The following is a 20,418-nucleotide window of genomic DNA, read 5'->3' on the forward strand; positions in this document are numbered from 1 at the left end:
TGGCCGTGCCGTTCGCACCGAGCTTCGACGGTGTCGCGCCGGTGCCCGTGCCGGCGCCGGCCCCCGCCCCCGCCGTCCGCATCGACGGCGTGTCCAAGCGGTTCGGCGTCGGCCCGGTCGTGCTCGACGACGTGTCGCTCGACATCGCCCCCGGCGAGTTCGTGTGTCTCCTGGGCGCATCCGGCTGCGGCAAGTCCACGCTCCTCAACCTCATCGCCGGCCTCGATCGCCCCACGGCGGGTCGGATCGACACGCCCGTCGACGGTTCGGCCGTGATGTTCCAGGAGTCGGCCCTCATGCCGTGGCTCACCGCGCGCAAGAACGTCGAGCTCGCCCTGCGTCTGCGCGGGGTCCCCCGTGGCGAGCGCCGCGAGAAGGCGCTGATACTGCTCGACACCGTGAATCTGGCGGATGCCTCCGAGAAGCGACCGCACGAACTCTCCGGCGGCATGCGACAGCGCGTCGCCCTCGCGCGGGCGCTCGCGCAGGACCGGCCGGTGCTGCTGATGGACGAGCCGTTCGCGGCACTCGACGCCATCACGCGGGACCTGCTGCACGAGGAGCTGGAGCGCGTGTGGCGGGCCACCGGCCGCACCATCGTGTTCGTCACGCACAACGTGCGCGAGGCGGCGCGTCTCGGTCAGCGCGTGGTGCTCATGGGCAGCCGCCCCGGGCGCGTCGTGCAGCAGTGGCAGATCGCGAAGACCACGGGGCGCCGCATCGAGTCGCCCGAGGTCGCCGCGCTCTCGGTGGAGATCACCGACCAGCTGCGGAAGGAGATCCGTCGCAATGCCGCATGACAACCTCACCGCCTCGAAGACGGATGCCGTCCACACCGGAAACCGGGCAGAGGCCGCACACTCCGACGAGCTGAGGTCGCTCGAGGCCGGGCTGGATCGCCTCCAGACCGACGCGAGCACCGGCCCGCGTCACTGGCGTCGCATCACCGCGAGCGTCGTGCCGCCGATCGTCTTCGTGATCCTCCTGATCGTCGCGTGGCAGCTGTACGTCGTGATCGCTCAGCCGCGGCCCGACATCATCCCGGGGCCCGCAGACGTCGCAGCCGCGCTCGGGTCGGCGTGGGACGCGGGACGCCTGCAGGAGGCGGTGACCACGAGCCTCGAGCGAGGCATCATCGGCTTCCTCATCGCCATCGTCGTCGGCACCCCGTTCGGCCTGCTGCTCGCCGAGGTGCGCCCCATCCGCCGTGCCGTCGGGCCCATCATCTCGGGCCTGCAGGTACTGCCGTCGGTCGCATGGGTGCCCGCCGCCATCATCTGGTTCGGCCTGTCGGACGCGACCGTGTACTTCGTGATCCTCATGGGCGCGATCCCGTCGATCGTCAACGGCCTCATCGCGGGCATCGACCAGGTGCCGCCGCAGCTGCGCCGCGTGGGGACCGTGCTCGGCGCTTCCCGCTGGCAGCTCGCGACCGCCGTCGTGCTCCCCGCCGCCCTCCCCGGCTACCTCGCTGGGCTCAAGCAGGGCTGGGCGTTCTCGTGGCGCTCGCTCATGGCCGCCGAGATCATCGCGATGGGCGGCACCATCGGCTTCGGACTCGGCTCGATGCTGCAGAACAGCCGCGATCTCGCCGACCTCGCCGGCGTGCTGGGCACCATCCTGGTGATCCTCGCCATCGGCGTGCTCATCGAGCTCGTCTTCTTCGGTCCCCTGGAGCGCCGGATGCTGCAGCGCCGGGGTCTTCTCATCACAGGAGGTTCCCGATGACCGCCCTCATACACGTGCCAGAGTCGACGCCCACCGGCAAGGTGTGGCTCGTCGGGGCCGGTCCCGGCGACGCGAGCCTCCTCACCGTCAAGGGACTGCGCGCCCTCGAGGCGGCCGACGTCATCGTCGCCGACCGGCTCGGCGCCCGGGCGGTGCTGGAAGGGCTCGCCGCCGACGGCGTCGAGCTCCGGGCCGAGGTCGTCGACGTCGGCAAGCTGCCCGGCCATCACGCCGTGCCGCAGGACGCCATCAACGCCCTCCTCGTGCAGCTCGCGCAGAGCGGCAAGACGGTCGTCCGCCTGAAGGGCGGCGACCCGTACGTCTTCGGCCGCGGCGGCGAGGAGCTGTTCGCCTGCCAGACGGCGGGCGTCACGGTCGAGGTCGTGCCGGGGATCACCAGCGCGATCTCGGTGCCCGCGATCGCCGGCATCCCGCTCACCCACCGCGGCGTCGCGACCGCGTTCACGGTCGCCACCGCCCACGACCAGATCGAGGCCCTCGGCGGCGGACGCGACCACACCGTCGTCCTGCTCATGGGGATCGGCACGCTGGCGAACTCCGCGATCACGCTGGCCCGCGGCGAGCGCGGGGCGGACTGCCCGGTCGCAGTCGTGGAGGACGGATACGGACCGCGCCAGCGGGTCACGGTCGGCACGCTCGCGACCATCGCGCACCAGGCCGCGGAACGAGGCATCCGCTCCCCCGCCGTCGTCGTCGTCGGCGACGTCGTGCGGCTGAGCCCCTACGCACCCGAGCAGCTCACCACCCGAAATCTCACGCAGTACGACCCCCTCGCCGTTTCCGGCACCTCCCGAAAGGCCCCCACGCAGTGACCTCCTCGAGCCTCCAGAACCTGCGCGTCGCGATCGTCGGCGCCGGTCCCGCCGGCATCTACGCGGGCAACATCCTGACCACAACGGTGACCGCCGTCGGCGGTTCCGTCGAGATCGACCTCTTCGAGTCGCTGCCGGCGCCGTACGGCCTGATCCGGTACGGCGTCGCGCCCGATCACCCCCGCATCAAGGGCATCGTCAACTCGCTCCACGAGATGCTCGATCGCTCTTCGTTGGCCGCGCACCGTCGAGACACCCGGTTCATCGGCAACGTCGAGGTCGGCCGCGACATCGCCCTCGCCGAGCTGCACGAGCGGTACGACGCCGTGATCCTCGCCACCGGGGCGATCCGCGACGCGTCGCTCGACATCCCCGGCATCGACCTGCCCGGATCGTTCGGGGCCGCGGACTTCGTCGCGTGGTTCGACGGTCACCCCGACGTGCCCACGGAGTGGGCGCTCGACCAGCGCGAGGTCGCGGTCATCGGCAACGGCAATGTGGCGCTCGACGTCGCCCGCATCCTCGCCAAGCACGCCGTCGACCTGCGCTCGACCGAGGTCCCCGACAACGTGCTCGCCGGGCTGGAGGCATCCGCCGTCACCGATGTGCACGTCTTCGGCCGCCGCGGACCCGCCGACATCAAGTTCACGCCGATCGAGCTGCGCGAGCTGGGCGAGGTGCCGAACGTCGACATCGTCGTGAGCGACGAGGACTTCGCCCATCTCGAAGGCCTCACACCGGCGAACAACCAGCTCAAAGTGATGCTGCGCATCCTCGAGAGCTGGCGCACGCGGGAGTCGACCGGTGCGAGCCGCCGCCTGCACCTGCACTTCTACCACTCGCCCGTCGAGGTGCTCGGCGACGGCAGGGTGGAAGGGCTGCGTTTCGAGCGCACCGAGCCCGTCGGCGACGGCCGGGTGCGCGGCACCGGCGCGTTCCGGGACTACGCGGTGCAGCAGGTGTACCGCGCCGTCGGCTACTACGGCACGCCTGTCGTCGACGCGCCGTTCGACGAGAAGGCCGGCGTCGTCTCGAACGTCGAGGGACGGGTGACGGATGCCTCCACCACCGGCGACGCCGACGCACCGGTGATCCCGGGCCTCTACGCCACCGGATGGATCAAGCGCGGGCCCGTGGGACTCATCGGCCACACCAAGTCCGACGCGATGGAGACGATCGCCCACCTCGTGGCCGACGTCCAGGCCGGCCGGCTCGTCGCCCCCACTCTGGATGAAGACGTGCTCGACCTGCTCGACGAGCGCAAGGTCGCCTACACGACGTGGGACGGCTGGCTCGCCCTCGACGCGCACGAGCGGTCGCTCGGCGCCGAGCACGTCCACACCCGCGAGCGCGTCAAGGTGGTGCCGCGCGACGAGCAGGTCGGCATCTCGCGGGGAGCGCTCGTCCAGTGACGTATGTGATCGCGCTGCCGTGCGTCGATGTCAAGGACCGCGCCTGCATCGACGAGTGCCCGGTCGACTGCATCTACGAGGGCACGCGGTCGCTGTACATCCACCCCGACGAGTGCGTGGACTGCGGCGCCTGCGAACCGGTCTGCCCCGTCGAGGCGATCTACTACGAGGACGACCTGCCCGACCAGTGGCAGGACTACTACACCGCGAACGTCGAGTTCTTCGATGACATCGGCTCGCCGGGCGGCGCGGCGAAGACCGGCGTGATCGCGAAGGACCATCCCGTGATCGCCGCCCTGCCTCCCCAAGGAGAAGGCCATGGCTGACACCCCTCCCGCCTCGGCGGACGCGCCGCCCACCGAGGTCGACGTCGTCGTCGTCGGCGGCGGTCCCGCCGGGCTCTCCGCGGCGCTGAACCTCGCGCGCGCGCGTGCGTCGGTGGTGGTCGTGGACGCCGGCCGGCCCCGCAACGCCGCCACGCTGCGCTCGCATGGGTTCCTCACACGCGACGGGGTCTCGCCTCTCGAGCTGCGCAAGCTGGCCAGGGCGGAGCTCACCGCCTACCCGAACGTGACGGTGTACGACCGCACCGCCGCGACGGCTCTCCTCGAGAAGGACTGCGGCGACGGACGCCGATTCATCGCGGCGCTGAGCGGCCGTGGCGCGAGCATCCCGCCCGCTGTCTCGGCGCGCTCGGTGCTCGTCGCGACGGGTCTGCGCGAGACGCTCCCGGACATCCCGAGCCTCCGCGCGTTCTACGGGATGACCGTCTTCAGCTGCGCCGCGTGCGACGCGTGGGAGCTGCAGGACCGGCCCCTCGCGCTCATCGGCGAGACGCCCGACCTCGCGGTGAGGGCGCGGCTGATCGCGCGCTGGACCGACCGGCTCACCGTCTTCACGCACGGCTCGGACGCCGTGAACACGGTCGAAGAGGCCGAGCTCGCGGCATCCGGGATCGTCGTCGAACGCCGCCGGATCGACGACCTCGAAGGCGACAGGGGCGCCGTGTCGGCGGTGCGCCTGCAGGGGGGCGGACGCGTCGAGGTCGACGGCGGGTTCGTGCGCCCGCAGTGGCATCCGGCGCTGGACTTCCTGGGCGGCCTCGATCTCGAGCGCGACGGGTTCGGCAACCTGGTGACGGACCGCTCCGGGCGCACGTCCGTGCGAGGACTGTACGCCGCGGGGGATGCCGCCTCCCCCGGCCCGCAGCAGCTCATCGTCGCCGCAGGCCAAGGAGCCCGAGCCGCGGCCGTGCTCGTGCACGACCTCGTCGGCGTGCGCACCGCCCACTGATCACGGCGCTGCGCACGCCGCGGCTCACTTCTTGCTGAGCTTGTCTTCGACGACGCCCGCCGCCTTGTCCATCACGTTGGGCTTGGCGTCCGCACCGTAGAACCGCGGGTCGGGCTGCGTCGGAGTCGGCATCAGCACCGACGTCGTCGGCCCGTCGAGGTAGGTGAACTCGCCTTTGCCGTCGGGTGTCGCGCCGGCCGCCCAGCTCCCCTCCGCCGCGGCGGCGACAGCCTCCGCGTGCTGGTGTTCCCGCAGACCTTCGGCCCCGGCGGCGCCCAGTCCTGCCTCGATGTCGTCACCGAGGACGACGGGGGCTTCGGCGCGAGCAGCTGCGGCGCCGAGGCATACCCGGCGACCGCCTCGATGGAGATCGACCGCCTCTCCCCCGACGCTCTCCGCGACTCCTTCCCCGACGGCACGTCGCTTCAGTTCGTGCACGAGGGCGGCGCCGGGGCGTCGAGGCCCTCCGGAAACGCCTCGACGAGCTCGCGGGCCTGCGCGATCTCGAGCGCTCGCCACAATTCGTCGTCTCCGGCGTCCGCATCCCCGTAGAGGGGGTGGGAGCGCACCGCAGGTCAGGCAGGACCACACGACGAGGAACCGCTCGTCGTCGAGGATCTCGAACCGCAGCGGGTCGCCGCAGGTGGGGCACGCGCGCGGGTCGAGGGTCGAGCGACTCATCTCAGAGGTCGACCCGGCGCCCGAAGCGGCGCTCACCGCGCGGCCGGGGCGAGCAGGTCGCCGCGGCACGGAGCCGCACGATCTCGTGCGGCTGCAGCCCGGCGGCCTCGCCGAAGTCCTCGAGCGACGAGAAGCCGTTCTGCTTCGTGCGCTCCTTCACCACGCGGCGAGCGCGGGTGCGGTTCATGCCGGGCAGGTCCTGCAGCTCTTCAGCCGTCGCCGTCTGCACGTCGACCGGTTCGGCGGGAGCCTCCGACGCCAGCAGGTCGGACGACCCCGCACCCAGATCAGCCGCGATCCTGGTCGCCTCGGATTCGGCGGGCTTTTCGTCGCGCACCCGCGCTCCCCGCGCCGCCGACCGCTTCGAACGCGAGGAACGCTTCGAACGCGAGGAACGCGACCAGCGCGAGGACCCCGCAGGCCGCGGCGCGCGAGCCCCCGACTGCTCGGCGCCCGCGGCATCCGACCCTCGCAGACTCTGACCCCGGCTGCGACGCTCCCACATCGTGCGCAGCCAGCCCGGATTCAGGGCGAGTGCGACCACGATCCCCGCGAGGTGCGCGACGGAGTTCACGAGATCGTCGAGCGGACCCCAGACCTCGATCCCGCCGCCGCCGCGGTCGTCCGCGACGATCGGGGCCGGGCTCGTCCACGGCTCGCGCGCGTAGTCCTCGTCGACACCGACCGGCCCGCGATCCAGACGAAAGCGGTGAAACCGCCCAGTCGCGCGATCGCCGTCCGGCTCGCGCCCGTCTGCCCGCCCGCGCTCATGTTCCCCTCCGTCCCGACACGTTACCGGGCACGGAGGTCAGGACGAGAAGGCTAGGAGCGCCGTCGGCGACGGTGCTATTGTCCGGTGCCGGACGCGGCCGGGGACCCCCGTGCGATCCTCGATCGCGAGCGAGACGACCTCGTCGGCCCGCTCACCCGCGACGAGCAGCGTGTCGCGCGCGACCACGTGGTGACGCGGCCAGACCGTGCCCGCCTCGGCGAGCGCGATCGGCTGCAGGGCCTCGCCGCCGCCGCGCACCTTGACGGTCGCGATCGTGTCGCTGCCGCGCAGCCCCGCGTAGAGGAAGACACCGTCGGCGGACATCGCGAGCTCCGCGCCCCTGTCGCCCGGGAAGGCGCCCAGCTGCGCCCCACCCACCAGGCGCCATTCGCCGGCGGCATCCGCCGCGAGCGCGAACACCTCGCCCGAGTACTCCGTCACGACGTACACGTGCTCACTCGGGTGCGCCCGCAGGTGACGCGGGCCGGTGCCGGTCGGCAGGGCGAGGCGCTGCACCTCGCGGCCGCCGCGCCAGAAGCGCACGAGATCGAGGCCGAGGTCGGTCGTCGCGATCACTCCGCCGGGCAGCGCGGCCGCCTGGTGCGCGTGCGACGGTCGGCCGGGCGCGGGTCCCGCCGCATCGGTCTCGTCGTCGGCGTGCGGGATGAGGTGGGCGTACTCCGCGCCGGCGGCGGCACGCAGCGCGCGGGCCGCAGCGGTGAGATCGGATGCCGGTCCGCCCTCGGCGGCGGCCGTCCACGCGCGGGCGGACCCGAGCCGCCCGTCGGGAGCGAGCGCGACGCGCACCACCGCGCCGTCGCCGTAACAGGAGACGATCAGCGCGTCCTCGAGCGCGAGCACGTGGCAGGGGCTCTCGCCCACGGCCACCTCGGGTCCGAGCGGAGCGAACGTGCGCTCCCCCGTCTGACGGTAGGCGCGAACGGTGCCGCGGCCCTCCAGCGTCGCGTAGACGACGTCGAGGGACGGGTGCCGCGCGATCCACGACGGTGACTCGGCCGCGACGACGTCGCCGCCGAAGCCGAGGGGGCCGCTCGCCAACGGGGATGCGGCACTCCCGGCATCCAGCAGGCCGATGCCCGTCGCGGAGCCGCCCATGTCGGCGGAGTACCCGCCGAGCAGGAACCGCACGGGTCAGTCGAGCAGGTCGTGGCGCACGATGACCGCGTCGCGCGCGGGCCCGACGCCGATGACCGAGATGCGCGTGCCGCTCATCTTCTCGAGGGCGAGCACGTAGTCCTGCGCAGTCTGCGGCAGGTCCTCGAAGGTGCGCGCGGTGGAGATGTCCTCGCTCCAGCCGGGGAAGTTCTCGAGGATCGGCGTCGCGTGGTGGAAGTCGCTCTGGTTGACCGGCACCTCGTCGAACCGCTGTCCGTCGACGTCGTAGGCGACGCAGACGGGGATCTCCTTCAGACCCGTGAGGATGTCGAGCTTGGTGAGCACGAGGTCGGTGATGCCGTTGATCCGCGTCGCGTAGCGCGTGATCGGGGCGTCGTACCAGCCGACGCGGCGGGGCCGGCCGGTCGTCGTGCCGAACTCGAACCCGCGCGAGCGCAGGAAGTCACCGTCCTCGTCGAACAGCTCGGTCGGGAACGGACCCGAGCCGACACGCGTCGTGTACGCCTTCACGATGCCGACGATGCGGTCGAGGCGGTTCGGCCCGACGCCCGATCCGGTCGATGCGCCGCCCGCCGTCGCGGAGGACGACGTGACGAACGGGTAGGTGCCGTGGTCGATGTCGAGCATCGTCGCCTGGCCGCCCTCGAAGACGACGACGTCGCCGGCATCGAGCGCGTCGCTCAGCAGCAGACCGGTGTCGCACACCATGGGCCGCACGCGCTCGGCGTACGAGAGCAGGTCGTCGACGACCTCGTCTACGGTGATGGCGCGGCGGTTGAAGACCTTCACCAGCAAGTGGTTCTTCTGGTCGAGGGCGCCCTCGACCTTCTGGCGCAGGATGTTCTCGTCGAACAGGTCCTGCACCCGGATGCCGGTTCGGTTGATCTTGTCGGCGTAGGTGGGGCCGATGCCGCGACCGGTCGTGCCGATCATGCGCTTGCCGAGGAAGCGCTCGGTGACCTTGTCGAGCGTGCGGTGGTACTGCGTGATGATGTGCGCGTTGGCGCTCACCTTCAGCCGCGAGACGTCGACGCCGCGGGCCTGCAGGGCGCCGAGCTCGGCGAAGAGCACCTCGAGGTCGATGACGACACCGTTGCCGATGACGGCGTTGACGCCCGGCGACAGGATGCCGCTGGGCAGCAGGTGCAGGGCGTACTTCTCGTCGCCGATCACCACGGTGTGGCCGGCGTTGTTGCCGCCGTTGAACTTGACGACCCAGTCGGTGCGCTCACCCAGGAGGTCGGTGGCTTTGCCCTTGCCCTCGTCTCCCCATTGAACGCCGACGATCACGATGCCTGGCATGGGCTCTCCCCCGTTATCGGACGGTTACACCCCATCCTATCGGGCCGGGTCCGCGGCCCGAGCCGCGGCATCCGCCCCGCAACGCGGCGTCACACGATTTGTCGTCGTCGGCACGGGTTGGGTTGCATCGAGGGGACTGCGCGCGGAACCGCGCCATCGTTCCCCCACCCCCACCATCCGAGAGGACGGCCGTTGATCGCGCTCGATCGGGTCTCGAAGCACTACGGCGGTGTCCCCGCCGTAGATGACGTCTCGCTGACCATCCCCACCGGCGAGGTGTTCGGCATCGTCGGTCAGAGCGGCGCCGGCAAGAGCACCCTCGCCCGCATCGTCAACCTCCTCGAACGGCCCGACCGCGGCACCGTGACCGTGGACGACGTCGAGCTCACGGCACTGGGCGAGACGGAGCTGCGTGCGGCCCGCCGCCGGATCGGCATGGTCTTCCAGCGGTTCAACCTGCTCAGCAGCCGCACCGTGCGCGGCAACGTCGAGCTCGCCCTCGAGCTCGACGGCGGCTCCCGCGCCGCCCGTCGCGACCGCGCGCAGGAGATGCTCGACCTCGTCGGCCTCGGCCACCGCGGCGACGCGTCGATCCACGAGCTGTCGGGCGGTCAGCAGCAGCGCGTCGGCATCGCCCGCGCCCTCGCCTCGCGGCCGAGCGTGCTGCTCTCGGACGAGGCGACCAGCGCCCTCGACCCCGAGACGACGGACTCGATCCTCGAGCTGTACCGCCGCATCAACGAGGAGCTCGGACTCACGGTCCTCCTCATCACGCACGAGATGGACGTCGTGAAGTCCACCTGCCACTCGGCCGCACTCCTCGAGCAGGGCCGCGTCGTCGAGCAGGGGCGCCTCGTCGACGTCATCCGCACGCCCGGCTCCCGCCTCACCTCGCAGCTGTTCCCGCTCGGCCCTGTGCCCGACGGCGTATCCGCCGAGGCAACGGTCATCGACATCACCTTCGCGGGCGGCACCGCCGACCGGCCCGTCATCGCACGGCTCGCACGCGACCACGACGCCGACGTATCGATCCTCGGCGCCGTCGTCGAGCGCATCGCCGGAACCCAGGCCGGCCGCACCCGCCTCGAGGTGCCCGGCCACGTCGCCGCGGCCGTCATCGCGGACCTCCGCGCGCAGGGCCTGCTCATCGAGGTCCTCCAGGGGGTGGCCGCATGAACCAGCAGCTGATCGACGTCCTGCTGAAGGCCACCGGCGAGACGCTCTACATGGTCGGCGTGGCCCTGCTCGTCACGATCGTCATCGGGCTGCCGCTCGGCGTCGTGCTCGTCGGCACCGAGGCCGGCCGGTTCCTCGAGCGTCCGTTCGGGTCGCGCGCCGCGGGTGTCGCCATCAACCGGGCGCTCGACTTCATCGTCAACTTCGGCCGGTCGGTGCCGTTCATCATCCTGATGGTCGCCCTCATCCCCGTCACGCGCGCCCTCGTGGGCACCTTCATCGGATCGACCGCGGCCATCGTCCCGCTGTCGGCCGTCGCGATCCCGTTCTTCGCCCGCATGGTCGAGATCGCGGTCAAGGAGGTCGATCCCGGTCTGCTCGAGGTCGCCTCGTCCCTGGGCGCGAGCCGGTGGCAGCTCGTCACCAAGGTCCTGCTGCCCGAGGCGGCCCCCGCCGCCCTCCTCGGCCTCTCGACCACCGTGACCTCGATCATCAACTTCTCGGCGATGGTCGGCACGGTCGCCGGCGGCGGTCTCGGTGACGTCGCGATCCGCTACGGCTACCAGCAGTACAGCTGGATCCACATCGTCGCGGTCATCGTCATCATCTTCGCGATCGTCATGGTGCTGCAGAGCCTCGCCGCCTGGGGCGCCCGGCGCCTCGGCCGACGCAGCACCCGCCGCAGCGCGCGAGTCGCCGCGGCATCCACCGTCTAATCCGCCCCTCCCTCCTCCGGCCGTCCCGACGCCGGTCCCCCGCACCACCGACGAAAGGCATCACGATGTCCCGCACCCTCCGTTCCGCCCTCCTGGCCACCGCCGCCGCCACCGCGCTCCTGCTCAGCGGCTGCGCCTCGACGCCCTCCGCCGGTGGTGAGGGCGACGGCGACGGCCTCGGCACGCTCAAGGTCGGCGCGCTGCAGACGCCGGCCGGCGACATCCTCAACCACATCGCCGAGACGAGTGCGAAGGAGGCGGGACTCACCATCGAGTTCGTGCCCTTCACCGACTACAACACGCCCAACACCGCGCTGGCCGACGGGTCGATCGACGCGAACCTGTTCCAGAACGCGACCTTCCTCGAGACCTTCAACGAGCAGGCCGGCGGCGAACTGGTCAGCCTCGGCGAGGCATACCTGCCGAGCGCAGCGTTCTACTCCGACAAGGTGTCGAGCCTCGACGACCTCGCCGACGGCGCGAGCATCGCGATCCCCAACGACCCGACCAACGAGGGACGGGCGCTGAAGCTGCTGGCATCCGAGGGCCTCATCGAGGTCACCGACGACGTCGTCGACCTGAGCGGTGTCACCGCCAACCCCAAGGACTTCGAGTTCCGCGAGATCGAGAACGCGACGCTGCCGCAGGCGCTGCCCGATGTGGATGCCGCCTTCGTCACCATCTCGTTCGCCCTGCCCGCCGGCCTCACGAGCGACAAGGCGATCCTGCTCGAGGGCGAGGACAGCCCGTACTACAACGTCCTCGCGACGCGCCCCGAGCTGAAGGACGACGCCCGCGTGCAGAAGCTTTACGAGCTGCTGACCTCGCAGGAGACCGCGGACTTCGAGAACGAGACCTGGGGCGGCCTCGTCGTCCCCGTCGTCAAGGGCTGACCTCTCCCCTAGCGCGCGGCCCGCCTCGCCGGGCCGCGCGCTAGGGTTCGGTCATGCGTACCCGAACGTGGCCGACGGTGTGGTCGGTCGTCAGGCTGCTCGCCGCCGCGGTCCTCATGACCGCCGTCGTCGGGCAGTTCGTCACCACGATCCGCTTGGCGATCGCAAACGACCACGACGTGACGACCACGATCGCGAACTTCTTCAGCTTCTTCACGATCCTGTCGAACCTCGTCGGGGCCATCGCCCTGCTGGCGGCGGTCATCTGGTTCTTCATGCGACCGCCGCACGAAGACCGCGAACCCCGGGGGATCGCCGTCGCCCTGGCCGCAGCCACGACCTACCTCACGATCACCGGCGTGGTCTACAACCTGCTGCTGCGTGGGCTGCCCACGGCCGACGACCACGTCGCCTGGGCCAACGAGATCCTCCACGTCGTCGCGCCGCTGTTCCTCGTGATCGACCTGCTCGTCGCGCCCACCCACCGCGCTTTGCGGTGGCGGTCGGTCCTCGTCATCCTCGCCGTCCCGATCCTCTGGATCGTCTACACCCTGATCCGCGGACCGTTCGTCACCGACCCGGTGCGCGGCGTCGCGTTCTGGTACCCGTACCCGTTCCTGAACCCGAACGGGGTCGCCGGGTGGGGCGGTGTCTGGGCGTACGTCGCCGGGATCGCCGTCACCTTCGTCGTCGTCGGCACGATCGTCGTCGCCGTCGGGCGCCTGCGCACCCGCGGGGCGCGTTCCGCCCTCACGGTCTGAACCCCGGATCATTCCGAGGGCGGTCGCGCGCGTCAGCTACGCCAGGCGGCGAGCTTGCGGCGCAGCGGAGTCACCTGCCGCAGCTTGAACAGGACGTACTCGAGCGCTGCGGATTCCGTGTCGAAGGTCTGCAGCGTGCGTCCCATGACACCGCCGCGCTCGTCCGACACCCACGCCTGCCACTGCGCATCCGTGCGCGTGAGCAGCACCGCGTTCATGTGGACGTCGCCCACGCCGTACAGGACGGGCGCATCGAGGGACTCCTCGCGGACGATCGCCATCAGTTCCTCGACGCTCATCAGTGGACCTCCGGGATCACTCCGCGGGGCGCGAGGACTCGCGCACGATCAGGTGGGTCGGGAGCGGGGTGTCCTCGGTGAGTCCGTCGGGCTCCTCGACGGCGAGGAGCACCTTCTGCATCATGAGCTCGCCGAGGGCACGGAAGTCCTGCCGCACGGTGGTGAGCGGCGGCGACAGGTAGGCGGCCTCAGGCACGTCGTCGAACCCCACGACGGCGATGTCCTCGGGGACGCGCAGTCCACGGGCGCGCAGCGCCGAGAGCAGACCGATCGCCATGTGGTCGTTGCCCGCGAAGACCGCGTCACCCGGGGAGAGGTCGAGCGACCGTCCGATCTCGGCCCCGCTCGCCGCGGTCCAGTCGCCGTGGCGCGGCTCCACCACCGCCAGCTGGCGGGCCGCGAGCTCGTCGCGCCAGCCGCGGATGCGCTCGACGGCATCCGGATTCCGCACCGGACCCGCGATGTGGAGGATGCGGCGGTGCCCCAGCTCGGCGAGGTGACGCACGGCCGACCGCGCGCCGCGGTACTGATCGATCGACACGAGCTGCGGATGCCGGCGCTGCGTCGCGGCGGCGGCGACCATCGGCACACCGAGGTCGAGCCCGCGCACGACCTCGAGGACGCCGAGGTCGGTCACGACGAGGACGATCGCGTCGACGCGCTGCCGGAGGAGCCCTTCAACGACCGAGCGGATGCTGGCGGCATCCGTGTCGGGCGCGGTCACCGAGTCGACGGAGTACCGCTCCACGCGCGCCGCGACGTTGAAGTGCATCGCGATCGAGGTGGGCCCGAAGTCCGCCGTCCCCGGCGTGATCAGACCGATCGTGCGGGTGCGCTTCGTGACGAGGGCACGGGCGGCCGGCGACGGGCTGTAGCGCAGCTGCGCCATCGCCTGCTCGACCCGCGCGCGGGTGGCGGGCCGGACGTTCGGCAGGTCGTTGAGCACCCTCGAGACGGTCTGGTGCGAGACGCCGGCGAGGCGCGCGACGTCGAAGATGTTCGCGGACTTCGCGCCGCGCTCGTCGCTCACGACTCGTCCTCGGGTCGGGCCACGAGCGCCAGCAGCGAGTCGACGGTGAGCGAGTCCGCCGGAATGGTGTCGACGAGTCGACCGCCCCGCATGATCGCGATGCGGTTCGAGACCCGCAGCACTTCTTCGAGCTCGGCCGAGATGAACAGCACCGACAGGCCGTTGTCGGCGAGGTCGGCCACGAGCCGCTGGATCTCGACCTTCGCGCCGACGTCGATGCCGCGGGTCGGCTCGTCGAGCACGAGCACCCGGGGTGACAGCGCGAGCAGCCGCGCGAGCAGTACCTTCTGCTGGTTGCCGCCGGACAGGGTGCCCGCGGGCCGGTCCGGATCGGCGGGACGGATGTCGAGCGCCTCGATCCAGCTGAGAGCGAGTTCGCGTCGGCGGGCCCGCGAGAGCCGGTGCAGGATGCCGCGATCGGCCTGCAGCGCGAGGGTGATGTTGTCCTGCACGCTGAGCTCGCCGATGATGCCCTCGGTGCGCCGGTTCTCGGACGAGTAGACGATCCCCTGCCCGATCGCCCGTCGCGGCGTCGCGAGCACGGCGGGCGCACCGCGGACCTCGATCTCACCGGCATCCGGTCGATCCACCCCGGTCAGCGCGCGCGCCAGTTCGGACCGTCCCGAACCGAGCAGCCCCGCGAGACCCACGACCTCGCCCTCGCCGATCGCCAGGGTGGCCGAGGTCAGCCCCGTCCCCGAGGCGAGGCCGCGTCCGGCGAGGGCGACGGGAGAGGATGCCGCGGCGTCCTCCCGCTGGTGGACGTCGAGCTCGTCGGCCCCGCGTCCGAGCATCTTCTCGACGAGGTCGATGCGCAGCAGCTCGGTCGGCACGTACTCGCCGATGCGGCGGCCGCCGCGCAGCACCGTGATGCGGTCGCAGATCTCGTAGACCTGGTCGAGGAAGTGCGAGACGAACAGCACCGCGACACCGCGGGAGGTCAGTTCGCGGATGACGCGGAAGAGCTCCGCGACTTCGTCGAGGTCGAGGCTCGAGGTCGGCTCGTCGAGCACCACGACACGGGCGTCGACCGAGATGGCCCGCGCGATCGCGACGAGCTGCTGGATCGCCAGGGAATGCCGCGACAGTCGCGTGCGGGGGTCGATGTCGAGCCCCAGCCCCTCGAGGATCTCGCCCGCGCGGCGGTGCGTCTCGCGCCAGTCGATCGCCCCGAACCGCCTGCTCTCACGTCCGAGCAGCACGTTCTCGCCGACCGAGAGGTTCGGCAGCAGGTCGATCTCCTGGTAGACGGCGCTGATCCCGGCGGCGAGCGCATCGGCGGGCGAGCCGAAGTGCACCGGCTCACCGCCGACGCGGATCGTCCCGGCATCCGGTCGCAGCGCACCCGTGATCGCCTTGATGAGCGTCGACTTGCCGGCGCCGTTCTCGCCCATCAGCGAGTGGACCTCGCCGGGCAGCAGACGGAAGTCGACGGCGTCGAGCACCGTCTCGGAGCCGAAGCGAACGGTCGCGCCGGTCACCTCGACGACCGGCGCGACCGCTGCTTCGCACGCATCCATACGGACCATCATGCCCGCGGTGAGCTCCCCCCGAGCGTCACCGCGACGTTCGCGCGGTCCGCGCCACGAGCAGGCGCTGCACGACGACGAAGACGAGCAGCAGTGCTCCGATCGTGATGCGGGTCCACGACTGGTCGACTCCGAGGAAGGAGATGACCGTCTTGATGGTGCCGTAGACGAACACGCCGATCATCGATCCGAGCACGAACCCGCTGCCGCCCGTGAGCAGCGTGCCGCCGATCACCACCGCGGCGATGGTGTCGAGCTCGGTACCGATGCCGTTCAACGGGTAGGAGGCCCCGGTGTACGCCGTGAAGACGACGCCCGCGAGTCCCGCGCACACCCCGCTGATGACGTAGGCGAGCAGCTTCGTCCGCACGACCGGCAGACCCATGAGGCGCGCGGACTGCTCGTTGCCGCCGATCGCGTAGATCGTGCGTCCGAAGCGGGTGAACTGCAGGATCAGGATGCCGGCGAGCACGACCAGGAGCGCCAGGATGCCGGTCGGGGTCAGATAGAAGCTGCCCGGTCCGCCCTGCATGCGGGTCGACTGCAGCCACAGGATGGCGGGCTCCTCGACGCGGATCGACGACAGGCTCACCATGAACGCGAGACCGCGCGCCGCGAACATGGCCGCGAGCGAGGCGATGAACGGCTGCACCCCGAAGTACTGCACGAGCACGCCGACGAACAGACCCATGAGGGCGCCGAGGACCAGCATGACCGGGATGACGAGGGCCACCGGCATCCCCTGGCTCAGCATGCTGGCACCCAGCATCCCGGTGAAGGCCATCACGGCGCCGACGGAGAGGTCGATGCCGCCAGTGAGGATGACGAAGGTCATGCCGACGGCGAGGATCAGCAGGTACGCGTTGTCGAGCAGCAGCGCCGACAGCACGCGCGGGGTGACGAAGTTGCCGAAGTAGGCCTGCGCCCCGATGAGCATCGCGACGAGGATGACGACGGCGGCGAAGACGGGCACCCACGAGGCGTGCCGGCTGCGGAAGCGCTGGACCGTGTCGGCGAAGCCGCCGGTGCGTCCGAGGTCTGCGGTGATCGCGCTCACGAGGCCACCTCCACGGTGCGACGGGTGCCGCCCCGGACGGCATCGGCTCCCTTGGCGAAGAGGGACCGCGTGCGCGGGGACTGCACGAGGACGACGATCACGACCACGATGGCGAGGAACAGCGGGCTGACCGCCGGCGGCACCCCGAGGAAGGTGATCGTCGACTTGAGGGTCTGGATCGTGAAGACGCCGACGACGGTGCCGGCGATCGTGAACTTGCCGCCCATGAGGCTGGTTCCGCCGAGGACGACGGCGAGGATCGCGTCGAGCTCGATGTAGAGGCCCGCGGCGTTCGCGTCGGCCGCCATGATGTTGGACGAGTAGAGGATGCCGGCGAACCCGGCGAGCAGCCCGCTCGCCGCGTACGCGCCCCAGACGATGCCGCGCGAGCGGACACCGGCGAGGCGGCTGGCCTCGGGGTTGATACCGACGGCCTCGGTGAGGACGCCGAGCGCGGTGCGCCGCTGCAGGACGGCGACGATCACGATCGCGACCACCGAGACGTAGAACGCGAACGGCAGACCGACGAGGTACCCCTGCGCCATGAAGCGGTACGGCGCGCTCGTGATCGTCGTGATGAAGCCGCCCGTGATGAGGAGGGCGACACCGCGGCCGGCGAGCATGAGCACGAGGGTCGCGATGATCGGCTGCACCCCGACGACGGCGACGAGGAAGCCGTTCCAGACACCCAGCACGAGGGCGACCCCGACGGCGAGCGCGATCGCGATGAGCACCGTCGAGAGGTCCTCGGGCGCCGGCGACGACGAGATGAAGGTGAGGGCCACCGCGCCCGAGACCGCCATGATCGCGCCGACCGAGAGGTCGATGCCGCGCGTCGCGATGACGAGCGTCATGCCGAGCGCGACGAGCATGAGCGGTGCGCTGTTGCGCAGGATGTCGATGAGCGGCCCGTAGAGCTGACCGTTCTGCACCGTGATCGAGATGAACGAGGGCCGCGCGATCGTGTTGATGATCACGAGCACGAGCAGTGCCGCGATCGGCCAGACGAGGCGATGCGCCAGGAAGCGCTTGAGTGTCGGGTTCATGCCGCTGTCTCCGGGTTGAGGCGGGACGTCGTCGTCTCGCCGGACTCTTGCGCGATGAGGGCGACCAGGTCGTCGACGGTCACGTCGGTGGCGTCCAGTTCGCCGATCTTAGAACGGTCGCGCAGCACCACGATGCGCTGCGCGATGCGGACGACCTCCTCAAGCTCCGAGGAGATGAAGACGACCGAGAGGCCCTCCGCCGAGAGCTCGGCGACCTTGCGCTGGATGTCGGCCTTCGCGCCGACGTCGATGCCGCGGGTCGGCTCGTCGAGGATGATGAGCTGCGGCGCGGTGGCGAGCCAGCGCGCGAGCAGCACCTTCTGCTGGTTGCCGCCCGAGAGGTTGCGCACGAGTGCGTTCGGGTCGGCGGGGCGGACCCCGAGTGCCGAGATGTACTCAGTCACGATGGCGTCGCGCTCGGCGCGGCCGATCGGGCGCATCGCTCCGCGCTTGGCCTGGATGCCGAGGACGATGTTCTCGGCGACGGTCAGGTCGGCGATGATGCCCTCGGCGCGACGGTCCTCGCTCGAGAACGCGATGCGCTTGTCGATCGCGTTCCGCGGGTTGGTGATGCGTGCGGCATCCCCCCGCACTTCGTGGGTGCCCGCGTCGGCGCGGTCGGCGCCGTAGACGAGGCGGACGAGTTCGCTGCGCCCCGAGCCGAGCAGACCCGCGATGCCGACGACCTCGCCCTCGTAGACCTCCATGTCGACGGGTTCGATGACGTTCTTGCGGCCGAGGCCCGCGACACGCAGGACGGGCGTCGCGGTGCGGTCGATCTCGCGCTCGGCCGAGCGCGAGAGGGCCTCGAGCTCGTCGAGCTGCCGGCCGATCATCTTGGCGATGAGTTCGCCGCGGGGAAGCTCGGCGGGCAGGTACTCGCCCACCAGCTGGCCGTTGCGCAGCACCGTGAGCCGGTCGGAGATCTCGTAGACCTGGTCGAGGAAGTGCGTGACGAAGAGGATGGCGACGCCGCGGTCGCGGAGACCGCGGACGACGGCGAACAACTGCTCGACCTCGCTGCGGTCGAGGCTCGAGGTGGGCTCGTCGAGGACGAGAACCCGGGCATCGGCGACCGTCGCCCGGCTGATCGCGACAAGCTGCTGCACCGCGATGGAGTGCGATGCGAGCGCCGAGCGCGGGTCGATGTCGAGGCCGAGGGCGGCGAGGTACCGCGTCGCCTCGCGGTGGGTGGCCCGCCAGTCGATGAAGCCCGCCCGGCGCACCTCGCGGCCGAGCATGACGTTCTCGCCGACCGAAAGGTTGGTGCAGAGGTTGACCTCCTGGTACACCGTGGAGATCCCGGATGCCTCGGCGTCGGCCGTCGAGCGGAAGACCCGCTGCTCGCCGGCCACCTCGATCGTCCCGCCGTCGATGGCGTACACGCCCGTCAGCGCCTTGATGAGCGTCGACTTGCCGGCGCCGTTCTCACCCATCAGGGTGTGGACCTCGCCGGCGCGCAGCGTCAGGTCGACCCGGTCCAGGGCGAGCACGCCCGGGAACCGGATGGTGACGTCCCGCATCCGCACGACCTCGTCGTGCGCCGGGACGGTGGCCGGGGACTCCGGCGTGGCTGCGACATCGACCATGACGCGCACCTTTCCGTGGTGACCGCCGGGGACCGGAATCCGGTCCCCGGCGGTGGTTCGGTGATCCGTACGGACCGTGGGGTTCCGTCGATCAGTAGGGGCGGGAGTCGAGGACCTCGGCGGCCTGCTCCTGCGTGAACGACTGGTCCTCGACGATCGTGCGCTTCTCGACCTCGTCGCCGGCGACGACGGCCTTGACGAGTTCGGCGGCCTTGTCACCGAGGAGCGGGTTGCACTCGACGATGAAGTTGAACTCGCCGTTCGCGAGGGCGGTCATGCCGTCCTTCACCGCGTCGATCGTGACGATCTGGATGTCCTTGCCGGGGGTCAGACCGGCGGCCTTGATGGCGTCGAGCGCACCCAGGCCCATGTCGTCGTTGTGCGCGAACAGGACGTTGATGTCCTTGCCGTACTTCTGGAGGTAGCCCTCCATGACCTTCTTGCCGCCGTCACGGGTGAAGTCGCCGGTCTGCGAGTCGAGCACGTTGATGTCTGTGCCCTCGATCGCCTCGTTGAAGCCCGTCGCCCGGTCGAGCGCGGCCGACGAACCGGTCGTGCCCTCCAGGACGACGAGGTTCGCGCCCTTGCCGTCGAAGTTCTCCTTGACCCACTCGCCGGCGGTGCGACCCTCCTGCTCGAAGTCGAGGCCGACCCACGAGGCGTAGAGGTCCTCGCTGGCCGAGACGGTGCGGTCTTCGAGGATGACGGGGATCCCGGCATCCTTGGCTTCCTTCAGGACGTCGTCCCAGCCGTCGACCGTGATGGGGGCGATGACGATGGCGTCGACACCCTGGTTGATGAAGTTGCGGACGGCGGAGATCTGCGCCTCCTGCTTGTTGTCGGCCGCGTTGAAGATCAGCTCGAAGCCGTTCTCTGCCGAGAAGGCCTTCTTCATCGACTCGGTGTTGGCGGCACGCCACCCCGACTCCGACCCGGTCTGCGCGAAGCCGACCTTGATGACGTCGTCACCGCCACCGCCCCCGTTGCCACCGGCTCCGGGAGCCGCGCCGCCGGCGCAGCCTGTTGCGACCAGCGCGAATGCCCCCAGCATGGCTGCAGCCGCGAAAACGCTCTTCTTCATCCCAAAACCTCCTTGTTCGGGTCCGGCTCACCGCCGGTGTTCCGGGCCGCCCTGGCCTTCGGATGCTCGAATGTTAGCCTTCA

General features: G+C 70.8%; 22 protein-coding genes. 10 read left to right on the plus strand and 12 right to left on the minus strand.

Annotated features, from left to right (window positions below):
• The first annotated feature begins 80 nt into the window (after window positions 1-80).
• Genes AB0P29_RS08680 through AB0P29_RS08705 form a run of 6 tightly spaced genes read left to right on the plus strand, consistent with a single transcriptional unit; the run spans window position 81 to window position 5,266 of the window.
• Window positions 81-800 carry an ABC transporter ATP-binding protein gene (locus AB0P29_RS08680; RefSeq protein WP_363379455.1) on the plus strand — a complete coding sequence of 240 codons (720 nt, stop codon included), beginning with the start codon at window positions 81-83 and terminating at the stop codon, window positions 798-800.
• Complete coding sequence (locus AB0P29_RS08685; protein WP_363379414.1) at window positions 790-1,728, plus strand: ABC transporter permease; 939 nt, start codon at window positions 790-792, stop codon at window positions 1,726-1,728. Before AB0P29_RS08680 ends, AB0P29_RS08685 begins: the two co-directional genes overlap by 11 nt.
• Window positions 1,725-2,561 (plus strand): uroporphyrinogen-III C-methyltransferase, encoded by an 837-nt coding sequence (cobA, locus tag AB0P29_RS08690; RefSeq protein ID WP_363379415.1) that lies wholly within the window; start codon window positions 1,725-1,727, stop codon window positions 2,559-2,561. Before AB0P29_RS08685 ends, cobA begins: the two co-directional genes overlap by 4 nt.
• A complete protein-coding gene (locus AB0P29_RS08695) occupies window positions 2,558-3,973 on the plus strand; it encodes an FAD-dependent oxidoreductase (protein WP_363379416.1) in 1,416 nt (471 codons plus the stop codon). The genes cobA and AB0P29_RS08695 overlap by 4 nt, the downstream gene beginning before the upstream one ends.
• Window positions 3,970-4,299: a ferredoxin gene (gene fdxA, locus AB0P29_RS08700; protein ID WP_253035088.1), complete on the plus strand. Its 330-nt coding sequence runs from the start codon at window positions 3,970-3,972 to the stop codon at window positions 4,297-4,299. The genes AB0P29_RS08695 and fdxA overlap by 4 nt, the downstream gene beginning before the upstream one ends.
• The gene (locus AB0P29_RS08705) at window positions 4,292-5,266 is read left to right on the plus strand and encodes an NAD(P)/FAD-dependent oxidoreductase (RefSeq protein WP_363379417.1); all 975 of its coding nucleotides are present in this window, start codon (window positions 4,292-4,294) and stop codon (window positions 5,264-5,266) included. The genes fdxA and AB0P29_RS08705 overlap by 8 nt, the downstream gene beginning before the upstream one ends.
• Window positions 5,267-5,290: 24 nt before the next feature.
• Here AB0P29_RS08705 and AB0P29_RS08710 read toward each other — a convergent pair whose 3' ends face one another.
• The 5 genes from AB0P29_RS08710 to AB0P29_RS08730 form a co-directional block, all read right to left on the minus strand.
• Window positions 5,291-5,704, minus strand: a complete 414-nt coding sequence (locus AB0P29_RS08710) for a hypothetical protein (RefSeq protein ID WP_363379418.1) — start codon at window positions 5,702-5,704, stop codon at window positions 5,291-5,293.
• Window positions 5,692-5,835 (minus strand): hypothetical protein, encoded by a 144-nt coding sequence (locus AB0P29_RS08715; protein ID WP_363379457.1) that lies wholly within the window; start codon window positions 5,833-5,835, stop codon window positions 5,692-5,694. The genes AB0P29_RS08710 and AB0P29_RS08715 overlap by 13 nt, the downstream gene beginning before the upstream one ends.
• A 113-nt stretch (window positions 5,836-5,948) precedes the next feature.
• Window positions 5,949-6,521: a helix-hairpin-helix domain-containing protein gene (locus tag AB0P29_RS08720; RefSeq protein ID WP_363379419.1), complete on the minus strand. Its 573-nt coding sequence runs from the start codon at window positions 6,519-6,521 to the stop codon at window positions 5,949-5,951.
• Window positions 6,522-6,755: 234 nt separating this feature from the next.
• Window positions 6,756-7,868, minus strand: a complete 1,113-nt coding sequence (locus AB0P29_RS08725; RefSeq protein ID WP_363379420.1) for a beta-propeller fold lactonase family protein — start codon at window positions 7,866-7,868, stop codon at window positions 6,756-6,758.
• Window positions 7,869-7,871: 3 nt separating this feature from the next.
• Window positions 7,872-9,158 (minus strand): adenylosuccinate synthase, encoded by a 1,287-nt coding sequence (locus AB0P29_RS08730; RefSeq protein ID WP_363379421.1) that lies wholly within the window; start codon window positions 9,156-9,158, stop codon window positions 7,872-7,874.
• 192 nt (window positions 9,159-9,350) lie between these two features.
• On the opposite strand from AB0P29_RS08730, the gene AB0P29_RS08735 reads away from it, so the two are divergent.
• The 4 genes from AB0P29_RS08735 to AB0P29_RS08750 all read left to right on the plus strand — a co-directional run bounded on the left by AB0P29_RS08735 (window position 9,351) and on the right by AB0P29_RS08750 (window position 12,704).
• Window positions 9,351-10,334 carry an ATP-binding cassette domain-containing protein gene (locus tag AB0P29_RS08735; RefSeq protein ID WP_363379422.1) on the plus strand — a complete coding sequence of 328 codons (984 nt, stop codon included), beginning with the start codon at window positions 9,351-9,353 and terminating at the stop codon, window positions 10,332-10,334.
• Complete coding sequence (locus AB0P29_RS08740; protein WP_311286611.1) at window positions 10,331-11,050, plus strand: methionine ABC transporter permease; 720 nt, start codon at window positions 10,331-10,333, stop codon at window positions 11,048-11,050. Before AB0P29_RS08735 ends, AB0P29_RS08740 begins: the two co-directional genes overlap by 4 nt.
• Window positions 11,051-11,115: 65 nt before the next feature.
• The gene (locus AB0P29_RS08745) at window positions 11,116-11,943 is read left to right on the plus strand and encodes a MetQ/NlpA family ABC transporter substrate-binding protein (RefSeq protein ID WP_217528982.1); all 828 of its coding nucleotides are present in this window, start codon (window positions 11,116-11,118) and stop codon (window positions 11,941-11,943) included.
• 53 nt (window positions 11,944-11,996) lie between these two features.
• On the plus strand, window positions 11,997-12,704 hold the full coding sequence (locus tag AB0P29_RS08750; RefSeq protein WP_363379423.1) for a Pr6Pr family membrane protein: 708 nt from the start codon (window positions 11,997-11,999) through the stop codon (window positions 12,702-12,704).
• 32 nt (window positions 12,705-12,736) lie between these two features.
• Here AB0P29_RS08750 and AB0P29_RS08755 read toward each other — a convergent pair whose 3' ends face one another.
• From AB0P29_RS08755 to AB0P29_RS08785, 7 genes are all read right to left on the minus strand, one after another.
• Complete coding sequence (locus AB0P29_RS08755; protein ID WP_363379424.1) at window positions 12,737-13,003, minus strand: hypothetical protein; 267 nt, start codon at window positions 13,001-13,003, stop codon at window positions 12,737-12,739.
• Between the two features lie 16 nt (window positions 13,004-13,019).
• A complete protein-coding gene (locus tag AB0P29_RS08760; RefSeq protein WP_363379425.1) occupies window positions 13,020-14,033 on the minus strand; it encodes a LacI family DNA-binding transcriptional regulator in 1,014 nt (337 codons plus the stop codon).
• Window positions 14,030-15,553: a sugar ABC transporter ATP-binding protein gene (locus AB0P29_RS08765; RefSeq protein WP_363379426.1), complete on the minus strand. Its 1,524-nt coding sequence runs from the start codon at window positions 15,551-15,553 to the stop codon at window positions 14,030-14,032. The genes AB0P29_RS08760 and AB0P29_RS08765 overlap by 4 nt, the downstream gene beginning before the upstream one ends.
• A 37-nt stretch (window positions 15,554-15,590) precedes the next feature.
• Window positions 15,591-16,619, minus strand: coding sequence for a sugar ABC transporter permease YjfF (locus AB0P29_RS08770; RefSeq protein ID WP_064002850.1), 1,029 nt, complete (start codon window positions 16,617-16,619; stop codon window positions 15,591-15,593).
• Window positions 16,616-17,665 (minus strand): ABC transporter permease, encoded by a 1,050-nt coding sequence (locus AB0P29_RS08775; RefSeq protein ID WP_311860854.1) that lies wholly within the window; start codon window positions 17,663-17,665, stop codon window positions 16,616-16,618. Before AB0P29_RS08775 ends, AB0P29_RS08770 begins: the two co-directional genes overlap by 4 nt.
• Window positions 17,662-19,254 carry a sugar ABC transporter ATP-binding protein gene (locus AB0P29_RS08780; protein WP_363379427.1) on the minus strand — a complete coding sequence of 531 codons (1,593 nt, stop codon included), beginning with the start codon at window positions 19,252-19,254 and terminating at the stop codon, window positions 17,662-17,664. The genes AB0P29_RS08775 and AB0P29_RS08780 overlap by 4 nt, the downstream gene beginning before the upstream one ends.
• Before the next feature lie 91 nt (window positions 19,255-19,345).
• The gene (locus AB0P29_RS08785) at window positions 19,346-20,335 is read right to left on the minus strand and encodes an ABC transporter substrate-binding protein (RefSeq protein ID WP_253035102.1); all 990 of its coding nucleotides are present in this window, start codon (window positions 20,333-20,335) and stop codon (window positions 19,346-19,348) included.
• Between the last annotated feature and the right edge of the window lie 83 nt (window positions 20,336-20,418).

Source organism: Microbacterium sp. NPDC080220 (genome assembly GCF_040686395.1).
Classification (GTDB): Bacteria; Actinomycetota; Actinomycetes; order Actinomycetales; family Microbacteriaceae; genus Microbacterium; species Microbacterium gawkjiense.